This is a genomic window from Streptomyces lycii (genome assembly GCF_009735685.1).
GTDB lineage: Bacteria > Actinomycetota > Actinomycetes > Streptomycetales > Streptomycetaceae > Streptomyces > Streptomyces lycii.
In genome coordinates, this window is record NZ_WHPN01000119.1 from 1 (window position 1) to 10,016 (window position 10,016).

The 10,016-nt window shown below is 72.7% G+C and carries 6 protein-coding genes and 1 pseudogene; 3 read left to right on the plus strand and 4 right to left on the minus strand.

The features are described 5' to 3' along the window. Positions 1-917: pseudogene (locus GCU69_RS33475) on the plus strand (transcriptional regulator); the annotation flags it as partial. Between the two features lie 195 nt (positions 918-1,112). Here GCU69_RS33475 and GCU69_RS05215 read toward each other — a convergent pair. The 4 genes from GCU69_RS05215 to GCU69_RS05230 all read right to left on the minus strand — a co-directional run bounded on the left by GCU69_RS05215 (position 1,113) and on the right by GCU69_RS05230 (position 7,016). Further along, positions 1,113-2,789: an LCP family protein gene (locus GCU69_RS05215; RefSeq protein ID WP_156205249.1), complete on the minus strand. Its 1,677-nt coding sequence runs from the start codon at positions 2,787-2,789 to the stop codon at positions 1,113-1,115. A gap of 54 nt (positions 2,790-2,843) precedes the next feature. After that, the gene (locus tag GCU69_RS05220) at positions 2,844-4,586 is read right to left on the minus strand and encodes an LCP family protein (RefSeq protein WP_156205250.1); all 1,743 of its coding nucleotides are present in this window, start codon (positions 4,584-4,586) and stop codon (positions 2,844-2,846) included. 220 nt (positions 4,587-4,806) lie between these two features. After that, complete coding sequence (locus GCU69_RS05225) at positions 4,807-6,024, minus strand: LCP family protein (RefSeq protein WP_235978244.1); 1,218 nt, start codon at positions 6,022-6,024, stop codon at positions 4,807-4,809. A 236-nt stretch (positions 6,025-6,260) separates the two neighbouring features. Continuing rightward, entirely contained in the window at positions 6,261-7,016 is a 756-nt protein-coding gene (locus GCU69_RS05230) for a TIGR03089 family protein (RefSeq protein WP_098752204.1), read from the minus strand. Between the two features lie 148 nt (positions 7,017-7,164). On the opposite strand from GCU69_RS05230, the gene GCU69_RS05235 reads away from it, so the two are divergent. Next, positions 7,165-8,454 (plus strand): peptidoglycan recognition protein family protein, encoded by a 1,290-nt coding sequence (locus GCU69_RS05235; protein ID WP_156205251.1) that lies wholly within the window; start codon positions 7,165-7,167, stop codon positions 8,452-8,454. Positions 8,455-8,570: 116 nt separating this feature from the next. Next, positions 8,571-9,653: a mannose-1-phosphate guanylyltransferase gene (manB, locus tag GCU69_RS05240; RefSeq protein ID WP_098752199.1), complete on the plus strand. Its 1,083-nt coding sequence runs from the start codon at positions 8,571-8,573 to the stop codon at positions 9,651-9,653. The last annotated feature ends 363 nt before the right edge of the window (positions 9,654-10,016 follow it).

Sequence of the window (10,016 nt, forward strand, 5' to 3'; positions counted from 1 at the left end):
ACGGCGTGTCCGCTCCCGTGCGGCCCCGCGGGCGCCGCACCGCGCTCGTCGGCGCCGTCGCCGCGGCCGCCGTCGCGGTAATCGTCGTGGCCGCCATGAATCTGCCGCTCTCCGGAGGGCGTGACGGCGGTGACCGCAAGACGCCCGTCGGAGCAGCCTCCTCCGGTACCGGCACCGGTACCGGCACCGCTCCCGCCGCCCGCGGGGCGGACCGGAAGACCGGCGAGCGGCCGTCCGCCCCGGCATCCACCGGCCCGTCCCGCGGCGCGCGGACCGGCGGATCCTCCGCTCCGGTCCCGGAGTCCACCGGTCACCCCGGCGGCCCGGCCCTCAACGTCGCCGTGAACCCCTATGACTACGAGAGCCCGTGCAGCCAGCACTTCCTCGTCGACAGCGAGCCCGAGCACGTCGGCCCGCCCGTCTCCGAACAGGACGCGCCCCGCTGGGCGGCCGCGTACGGCGCGGTCTCCTCCGGGGAGCAGCGCGTCGCCCTGACCGTGCAGGGCACGGGGGAGGACACCGTCGTCCTGGAGGCCCTGCACGTACGCGTCGTGGCGAAGGGCACCCCCCTCGCCTGGAACGACTACTCGATGGGCGTCGGCTGCGGCGGCAATGTCCACACCACGCCGTTCGGCATCGACCTCGACAACGGCAGCCCCACCGTCACCGTCAAGGGCGGCGGGCGCGACTTTCCGTACAAGGTCAGCGAGTCCGACCCGGAGGTCTTCTACGTCACCGCCCGCACCAGGGCGCACGACGTCCGCTGGGACCTCTCGCTGGACTGGTCCAGCGGCGACCGCCGCGGCACCGTGCACATCGACAACGAAGGCGAGCCCTTCCGCACCAGTGCCGGTGCCGGCCGCCCCGGCTACGACTATCCGCTGGGCGGCGGCGAGTGGATCAGGCGGGAGGAGTAGTGCGGGCGCGACGCGGCGGGGGCGCCGAGCCCGGGACGGCGGCGCCCGCGGCCGCTCCGGGCGTACCGTGACCGTTTCGCGGCCCGTGACCGGTCCGGGCGTACCGCGGGCCGCTCCCGTGAGCAGGCGACGCACTCCGGCGGGCAGGCGCGCTCCGGCGAGCAGCTTGAGGGCTCGCCGGAGCGCGTACTCCGGCTAGAAGGTGTACTCCGGATTGACGTCCATGCAGGCGGACTTGTCGTCGCCGTTGAGCGGATCGGCGCTCTCCGGTGCCTTGTTGTCCTCCTCGCCGCTCTCCGGCTTCTCCGGGTACTTCGCCCCCGTACGCCAGTCCGCGCCGACCACCAGGGTCACCTCCTCGACGCCCTGGGTGACGCGCACGGCGCTCCTGGGCAGCCCGAGCGCCTTCGCCACGGCCTCGGCGTCGCCGCGCAGATCGTCCGACGGGTACGAAACCGTGGTGTCGGCCTGTGACTTGGGGGTCGCGTCGGCGGCGGCGCGGGCGAAGCCGAGCCGCCCGAGCTCCGCGGTGACCTCCGCGGCCCGCCCGGTGACGGGGGCCTGGGCCACGGTGCCGGTGCCGTTCTGCACGGTGACCGGGATCTCTCCCCGGGGCGCTGCCGGGTCGCTCGACTCGGCGTCCTCCTCCGGGGCCTTCTTCTTGTCCTTGCCGTCCAGCGCGATGTCGTTGCGGATGAGGGAGAACACCTTGTCGGCGTCCCCGGGCTTGGGGACGAGATGCGCGAGCGGGTTCTGCGGGTCCTCGGTCCACGGCATGGTGGTCATGGTGATCCGGGCGGTCGGCACCCGCTTGAGGTCGTTGCCGAGGTCGTAGAGCTTGCCGACGGTGCCCAGGCCGGGGTCGACGGTGAGGGCCTTGGTCGCCGCCTCGGCGAGATTGCGCAGCTTGCCCGGGTTGGTGAGCTTCGTTCCGGCCTTGAGCTGGCGGACCATCGAGTTCATGTACATGTGCTGTGCCTTGGCGCGGCCGATGTCGCTGCCGTTCTCGAAGCCGTGCCGGGTGCGCAGCCACTGCAGGGCCTGCTCGCCCTTGACGGTGGTCTCGCCCTTCTCCAGCCGCAGCCCCGACTTGGGGTCCTGGACGTTCGCCCTGACGCAGACCGGCACGCCGCCGACGGCGTCGGCCATGTCCACCACGCCCGCGAAGTCGATCATCATGAAGTGGTCGATGGGCACCCCGGTCAGCTCCTCCCAGGTGGCGACCGTGCAGCCCGGCCCGCCGTGCTGGAGGCTGGAGTTGATGGTGGCGCTGGTCTCCGGGTAGACCGTGCCGTCCTCCGGGTCGGTGCACTTGGGGATCGTCACCCGGGTGTCGCGGGGGACGCTGACCACGGACATGTTGCTGCGGTCGGCCGAGACGTGCAGCAGCATCTGCACGTCCGCGAGAGGCTTGCGGCCCGCGTTGTCGCGGGCGCCGCCCAGCTCGACGTTCTCCTCGGAGTTACGGCTGTCCGAGCCCAGCAGCAGGATGTTGAGCGGGGTGTTGCCGTCGGCGTTGGGCGCGCTCTTGTCGAGCCGGTTCTCGCCGAGGTTCAGCTCGTCCTTCTCCAGATTGCCGTTGAGGTGGCGGTAGTAGAGGTAGCCGGCGCCGGCCGTGGCGAGTATCGCCACGGCCAGGACTATCGCGGTCCACTTCAGTACGCGGCGGGCCCTGCCGCTGCCCCTGCCGCGCCGCCCGCCGTGCCGGCTGCCGTTTCCGCCGTCCGCGGATGCCGCCCCCGCGGGCGGCCCCGTATCCGGAAGCTCTCCCGGATCGCCGCCGTGCTCGTACAGGCTCTCGTCCCAGCCCAGCTCCCGGGCGTCGGGACCTCCGTACTGTTCGGTGCTCCGCTGGGCACTCGTCTGCCGCATCGGGCCTCCCCCGTGCTGTTGTCCGTCATACGGCCCGGGGGCCGACCCGGTTCACTACTCCGCGCACACCGACTTGTCGGCCTCCACCCGCTGCATGTCCTCCGGGGCCTTGCTCGGGGCGCTGACCGGCTCCCCGGCGGCGGTGAAGTCCGCGCCGAGGGTGAGCGTCATCGACTCGTCCGCGGCGGCGTCCTTGCTGCCGGGCTTGAGCGCGGAGGCGGGCAGGCCCATCATCTCGGCCAGGGCGCGTGCCTGGTCGGCCTGGTTGGGCGCGTACTCGAGCGTCGTCTTGTCCTGCTTCTCGCCCGGGGCGTTGCCGCCGTTGCTGGAGAGCCGCACACCCTCGGTGTTCTGCAGCCACTCCAGGGTCGACTGGGCGGCGCCGATCGGGCCGCCGCCGTTGAGCACCTCGACCCGGACCTCCGACGGGTCCGCCTTCGGGCCCTCGGTCTTGGCCTTCTCCTGCTTGTCCTTCGCCGCCTTCTCCTTCTTCTTCACCTCGGTGAGGGAGATGTCCTCGCGCATCATCGAGAAGAGCTGTTCGGCGGGCTTCTCGTTGAGGACGACGGTGGTCTTCACCGTCTCGGCCGGGTTGTCGATCACCGGGACGGTGGCGAAGGTGATGTTCTTGGTGTCGACCCGGCTGATGTCCTGGGCCAGGTTCTTCAGCTTGTTGATGGTGCCTATCCCGGTGTCGACGGTGAGTGCCTTGGTGGCGGCCGTCGCCAGGTCCCACAGCTTGCCGGGGTCGGTGAGGGTGTCGCCCGACTTCATCTTGCGGATCATCGAGCTGAGGAACTGCTGCTGTATCTCGATCCGGCTCAGGTCGCCGCCGTTGCCGACGGAGGCCCGGGTGCGGACGAACGCGAGGGCGTCCTCGCCCTTCAGCGTGTGCTTTCCGGCCGGCAGCTTGAGGTGCGACTTCGGGTCGTCGATGTCCTTGGCGAGGCACACCTCGACGCCGCCGACGGCCGAGGAGAGCGTCTTGACCGCGTTGAAGTCCGCCATCATGAAGTGGTTGACCTCGAGCCCGGTCATCTCCTTCACGGTGCGCATCGTGCAGCCGGGGTCACGGCCGCTCTGGCCGAGGCTGGTGTTGAAGCGGACGTCCTGCTCACCAGAAATGATCTTGGTGGAGCCGTCCTCCTGCTTGGTCGGGCAGTCGGGGATGTCGGTTATCAGGTCCCGCGGGATGCTGACCGCCGTGGCGTTGCTGCGGTCCTCCGAGACGTGGAAGAGGATCGTGGTGTCCGCGTGGCCGGGGCTGCCCGCGTCGCCGTAGCCCTGATTGCCCTTGCCGGTCCGGGCGTCGGTCCCGATGACGAGGATGTTCAACGGCCCGTCGCTGGTCGCGGCGCCCGCGTCCCCGATGTCGACGGTGCTGATGTTGTCGTTGAAGTGGTTGTAGAGGGCGAAGGCGGTCGCGGCTCCGGCGACGACCACGAAGGCCATCACACCGCCGGTCCAGTACAGCGCCCTCTTCTTGCCGGACTTCTTCGCCCGGGACTTCCGCCGGCCGCCGGGCGCCTTGGCCGCGGCGCGGCTGCCCGCCCGGCGGTTGCGCTGCGGCGGTACCTCGGGGCGTACGTCCTCGTCGTCCTCGACGGGAGCGCGGCGGCGGGAGGCCCGGGGGCCCGGGGCCTGGGGCGGGACTCTGTGCTGCGCGGAGGGCACGGGAGGCGCCTGTCGCCCTGCGGGAGGGGCCGGTCGCAGTACGTAATTACCGGTGTTCGGGTCGAGCACCCACTGGTCTGCGGGGTCGATGTCGTCCGCCCGCCCACGGCCTTGCGCGTCCACGGTCGTTTGCTTCCTCCGTCGGTGCCACGCGGCGTCCTCCCCCTCAAAGACGCCCTGTCCGTCCTTCTCCCCGTGCTGCATCGGCGCTGGTCCTGAGCGCCGGGGCGCTCACACTATCCGTCCGGCCGGGAGTCGAGCGACGGCGGTGACACATTCCACGTGCTTACAACTGGGCATTCCGCCCAATACTTTCGAGCCTTTGGGGCGTTGTTCACACGCCTCAAACACAGGCTCCGGTCTCCGCGGTCGTCCCGCGGTACCCGGGCTGCCCCTCGTCCCGTTCCGCCTCCGGCGTCCCGGACGGGGGTGCCCCGCTCTCCGTTCCCATCGTGCCCGATCCGCTCGCACTTCCGCTTCCCGGCCCTTCCTGCTCGTTCTGATGCGCTTCTTCCGCCCGGGGTTCCACGGTCACCGGGCGGTCGTGCAGCAGGGCTTCGAACAGCTGTGAGGCGGCAGGCTGCACCAGTTCGTCCCGATTGGGGTTGTTCTGGTAAGGCTGCCGCGGCACCGTGAGAAATCGCACGCCGGACGACGGCATCTCCCGCATGCTCGTGGCGAGGTCGTAGAGATCCTGCAGAGATGCCAGCCCGGGGTCCGTGGTGATGGAGGAAGTCACGGAGTCCAGCAGGTCGTAGAGGCGGCCCGGGTTGAGCAGTACGCCGTCGCTCTGCACCTTCCGCACCAGGGAGCCCAGGAACTCCTGCTGCCGCGCCATCCGCTCGGTGTCGCTGCCGTCGCCGATGCTGTAGCGGGCCCGGACATAGCCGAGGGCGTCCTCGCCGTGCAGGGTCTGCTGCCCCGCGGGCAGCGTCACCTGGGCCTCGGGGTCGTCCACGGGCTCCTCGAGGCAGACCTCCACGCCGCCGACCGCGTCCACGACGTTCTTGAAACCGCTGAAGTCCAGGATCATGTGGTGGTCGACGCGGACGCCGGTGAACTCCTCGACCGTACGGATCGTGCAGCCCGCACCGGCGAACTCGAAGGCCCAGTTGAACTGGGCGAACCGTGCCTCGCTCCGGGTGCCGTCCGGCTGGGTGCAGGCCGGGATGTCGACCATCAGGTCGCGCGGGATGCTGACGGCCGTGGCGCTCTCCCGGTCGGCGGAGAGGTGCAGCAGGATCGTGGTGTCCGAGCGCTGCGTGCCGGTGTCCCGGCCGTAGGCCCCGTTGCCCCCGCCGCGCGAGTCCGAGCCGATGAGCAGGATGTTCAGCGCGTCGTGCACCACCGCGGCGGGACGGTCGGCGGAGTGCTGCTCCAGCTCCCGGGCGGTGTCCCGGTCGGTCCGGATGTTGCCCTCCAGTTGCTGGTAGAGGGCCCAGCCGGTGCCCGCCGCGGCGAGCACCGCGACGGCGGCGCCGAGCGCGGTGCGGCGGAGCCAGGGACGCCTGCGCCGTGGCTCCTGTGGTGGCTCGGCGGGCGTGCCGGCGCTCTCGCTCACTCTCGTCCATCCCTCACGAAGATCGGCGGCGATCGATGCGTGCGGGCGGCCACCGGTTTTCAGGTGTAGACGAGAAAAACGGGCGCAGGGTTGTACGGAGTTCCCGGCGATCTCGCCGGTGCGGGGCGGGCCGGAGCGGCCGGTGGGACGCGGGGGCAGTTCCGGCGGTCCGGGAGGGCAGTCCGCCCGCGGGGGCCGGGCGGCCCGGCCCCCGCGGGGCGCCGGACCGCGGGCGGTCAGCCCGCGGTCGCCGTCACCCGCTCGCTCTCCCGCCGCTGGTCGAGCGCCTCCGGCGACAGCCGGTCGAGATGGCGGCAGAGCACCACGGAGCCACCGGCCGCGAGCGGCGCGAGCAGCCCGGCGGAGAGTCCGCTCCAGCTGTCGTACGGCAGCGCCGACAGCACCCGGGAGACCGGGGTCAGCTCGCGGGTGGCGGCGTCCGCCCGGGCCTGCTCGACCACCTGCGCGGCGGTGAGTTCACCGGCGCCCGCGAAGGCGAGCGCGGGGGAGTCCGGGTCCACCGGCGCGTACGGCGCGAAGCGGTCGCCCTGGCTCGGCACCTCGACGGCGTAGTCCAAGAAGCCGTCCGGCGGCTGCGGGAAGCGCGCGCCGAGGGGGCGCAGGCTCAGCGCCACCCGCTCGCCGGAGCACGCGCGGGCCCGCTCCAGCGTGTCCGGGCCGCTGACCACGAGGTCGGCCGCGGCCGGGTCGCCGTCCAGGTCGGCGACGACGCCGGTGGAGGAACAGGCGAGCAGCCAGACCGCGGTCTGCCAGTGCGCGGGCAGCAGCAGGGCGAGCCGGTCGCCGGGCTCGGCGGCCAGTTCGTCCTGGAGGAGGTTCGCGGTCTTCGCCACCCAATTGGCGAAGGTGGCGACGGAGAGTTCGACGCGCTCTCCGGTGGCGTCGTCGTAGTACGTCACCAGGGGGCGCGCCGGGTCCGCGGCGAGCGCGGATCGCAGCAGGTCGGCCGGGGTGCGATCGGTTGCGTTCACCCGGCCCAGCGTACGCGCCGGGGCGGGCCGCGGAAGCGGGGAGGGGCGGCCGGACGACTGGTGGATGCACCTTTTCGTGCGATTCAACGTCGACTGTCCGTCATCTTACGGATGGACAGTTAAGCCGTTTTATGCCCAACATGCCGTTATGCGTGCACTCCTTGCTTCCTCGATCGGCGTGGCCTGCACGGCCGCTCTCGCCCTCCCCCTCGCCGTCCCCGCAGGCGCCGCAGCCGGCTCCGCCCCCCGGAGCACGGCCGCCGCCCCCGCCGCGGCAGCACCCGGCGGCAGCACCCAGTCCCTGCCGCTGCGGCCGCTCGCGGGCAGCGACCGGGGCGCCACCACCCGGGGCCTGGCCCAGCGGGAGGTCCGTCCGTTCTCGATGGCCGGCGTCGTCTGGGACGAGGCCGGTTCGGAGCTCCACGGCCGCGCCCAGATCCGTACCCGCGACGCCCGCTCCGGCCAGTGGTCCGGCTGGCGGGACCTCGAGACGCACAACGACGCACCCGACGCCGGCTCCGGTGAACGCAGCCGCGGCGGCACCGCCCCGGTCTGGGTCGGCGACTCCGACGCCGTGCAAGCCCGCGTGCTGCCGGAGAGACCGGCCGACCGCGCGCCCGCCGCGCTTCCGGAGGGCCTCCGGCTGGAACTGGTCGACCCCGGACCGGCCCCCGCCGCCGGCGGCCACCGCGCCGCGGACGGCGACCTGACCGCCGCCGAGGCCGCCGCCTCGGCCGTCAACGCGGAGTTCGCCGAGATCGGCGCCACCGAGATCAAGGCGCAGCAGGAGGCCCCCGCCGGCCCGGAGGACGAGCGGGCCGGGGCCGCGGACGGCGTCGGCCCGCGCCCCGGAATCATGATCCGCCGGGGCTGGGGCGCCAACGAGAGCTGGCGCGAAAGCCAGTTCAGGTACACGAACACGGTCAGGGCGGCCTTCGTCCACCACAGCGCCACCGGCAACAACTACAGCTGCAAGCAGGCGCCCTCCGTCATTCGCGGTATCTACCGCTACCACACCCAGAGCCTGAAATGGCGCGACATCGGCTACAACTTCCTCGTCGACAAGTGCGGCCAGATCTACGAGGGCCGCGCCGGCGGGGTCGCCCGGGCCGTCATGGGCGCGCACACGCTCGGTTTCAACGAGAACAGCATGGGCATCGCCGTCCTCGGCACCTTCGGCAGCGCCACCCCGCCCAAGGACGCCCTCGACGGTGTGGCCAAACTGACCGCCTGGAAGCTCGGACTGTTCCGGGTGAACGCGAAGGGCAAGGTCACCATGGTGTCCGGCGGCAGCAACAAGTACGGCAAGGGCACCCGGGTGACGCTCAACGCCATCTCCGGGCACCGCGACGGATTCGCCACCGAATGCCCCGGAGCCAAGCTCTACGGCAGCCTGTGGAAGGTCCGCAGCACCGCCGGGCGGCTCCAGGGCCGCTGACCGGGCCGCCGCCGGTCCGCCCGGCCGGGTTCCGGCGTCCTGCCGACCGGGGTCGGCGGTCTGCATACACTGGCCGCCGACCACCGCCGGCCCGGCAGGAAGCAGAGTAAACAACGGTGACTGAAGCGATCCTCCTGGTCGGGGGCAAGGGCACCCGGCTGCGCCCGCTCACGGTGCACACGCCCAAGCCCATGGTGCCGGCGGCCGGTGTCCCGTTCCTCAGCCACCAGCTCGCCCGGGCCCGCGCGGCCGGTGTGGAGCACATCGTGCTCGCGACGTCGTATCTGGCCGAGGTCTTCGAGCCGTACTTCGGTGACGGCTCGGACCTCGGCCTCCATCTGGAGTACGTCACCGAGCAGGAGCCGCTCGGCACCGGCGGCGCCATCCGCAACGTCGCCTCCCGGCTGCGCTCCGGCCCGGACGAGCCCGTGCTGATCTTCAACGGCGACATCCTCACCGGCCTCGACATCCGGGCCCTGGTCGACACCCACACCGGCTCCGGCGCCGATGTCTCCCTGCACCTCACCCGGGTCGACGACCCGCGCGCCTACGGTCTCGTGCCGACGGACGCCGACGGGCGCGTCACGGCCTTCCTGGAGAAGCCGCAGACTCCCGAGGAGATCGTCACCGACCAGATCAACGCGGGCGCGTACGTCTTCAACCGCTCCGTGATCGACTCCATCCCCGCGGGCCGCCCCGTCTCCGTCGAACGCGAGACCTTCCCCGGGCTGCTCGCCGCCGGGGCACACCTCCAGGGCATGGTCGACTCCACGTACTGGCTCGACCTCGGCACCCCGCAGGCCTTCGTCCGCGGCTCCGCCGACCTCGTCCTCGGCCGCGCCCCGTCGCCCGCCGTGCCCGGCCGCTGCGGCGACCGGCTGGTGCTGCCCGGGGCGGACGTCGCCGCGGACGCGAAGCTCACCGGCGGCACCGTCGTCGGCGCGGGCGCCACGGTGGGCGCCGGAGCCCGGGTCGACGGCAGCACGGTCCTGGACGGCGCGGTCGTCGAGCCCGGCGCCCGCGTGCACGACTCGCTGATCGGCGCGGGGGCCCGGGTGGGCGCCCGTACGGTGCTGGAGGGCGCGGTCGTCGGCGACGGCGCGGAGGTCGGCGCCGACAACGAACTGCGGGACGGTGTCCGCGTGTGGTGCGCGGCCCGGATCCCGGCCGGGGCCGTGCGCTTCTCGTCGGACCAGTAGCGGGAACCGGACGGAGGACCGGACCGGCGGCGCGTCCCGCGCGGAGCGGGCGGCCGTGTCCGTACGGGGTGAGACCGGCGGCTTCCGTACGGGGGCGGGCTGCGGGTGTCCCGCTGGTGTCCCGCTGCCGGTGTGGGGGCGGCGGGTGGCGGGTGACGGGGTGACGGGGTGACCGGTCGGCGAGAGGGCGGGACGGCGGGTTGGCGGGACGGCGGGGTGGCCGGACGGACGCCCGCCCGGCGGCCGGGGGCCGCGCTGTCGGAGCGGACCCCTAGTCTCGTAGAGCACACCGCTCTCGTGGAACGCACCACGCCGATCAGGACGGACGACCCGTTGGACCCCAGCACCGCCGCGCCGGAGCGC

Bases quoted from the DNA above. Each gene is read 5' to 3' on its own strand.
- GCU69_RS05235 (WP_156205251.1), top strand. From the start codon at position 7,165: ATGCGTGCACTCCTTGCTTCCTCGATCGGCGTGGCCTGCACGGCCGCT.
- GCU69_RS05215 (WP_156205249.1), bottom strand. From the start codon at position 2,789: ATGCGGCAGACGAGTGCCCAGCGGAGCACCGAACAGTACGGAGGTCCC.